Raw genomic sequence first — 635 nt, 5'->3', positions numbered from 1 at the left:
GGTCACCAACGCGGCGGAGAAGGCTGCCAGCATGAGGTAGGCCAGGCCTGACGTGAAGGCCGCGATCCAGCGCCGGCCCCGGTCCGCACCTGCTTCTTCCCCTGCCGCCAGGGCAGCGCTCAACGCCGCCAAGTTGATCGCATGCCCGCCAAAGGGAGCCCCCAGTGCGGTCCCTGCGCCGGTCACCAGCATCGACTGGCGCCACGGGACGGTGTACCCGAAGGACTTCAGCACGGCCACCCCCGGAATGTTCTGGGAAGCCATGGTGACAATGAACAACGGCAGGGCGATGCCGGCCACTGTGGTGGGAGTGAAAGCAGGGGTGGTCCACTGCAACTCAGGCAACAGTCGGTTCACAGGAATATCCACGCCGTTGACCACGATGTAGATTCCGATGACTGCGAGTGCCACCAACAATGCGGCAGGGACCGACCAGCGGGGTGCCAGCTTCATCATGACCAGCCAGCAGAGGATCACCGGAGCCACCAAGAGGGGAGCGGTGCCCAAGGCTTTGAACGGGGCAAGGCAGAGGGACAAAAGCACTCCGGCCAGCATCGCCTGGGCGAGGGCCGTGGGAATCTTCGCCATTAGCTTGCCAAGCGCCGGAATGAGCCCGGTCAAGGCAATCAGTACAC

The 635-nt window shown here is 64.3% G+C and carries 1 protein-coding gene; it reads right to left on the bottom strand.

Going from position 1 to position 635, the window contains the following annotated elements:
- Positions 1-635 (bottom strand): benzoate/H(+) symporter BenE family transporter (locus tag AHiyo1_RS26925; protein WP_253257369.1); only part of this gene is annotated, 635 nt, incomplete at both ends.

This window comes from Arthrobacter sp. Hiyo1 (assembly GCF_001263615.2).
Taxonomy (GTDB): domain Bacteria; phylum Actinomycetota; class Actinomycetes; order Actinomycetales; family Micrococcaceae; genus Arthrobacter.
The sequence above is the reverse complement of the archived record's forward strand: the minus strand, read 5'-3'. Positions and strand labels throughout refer to the sequence as shown.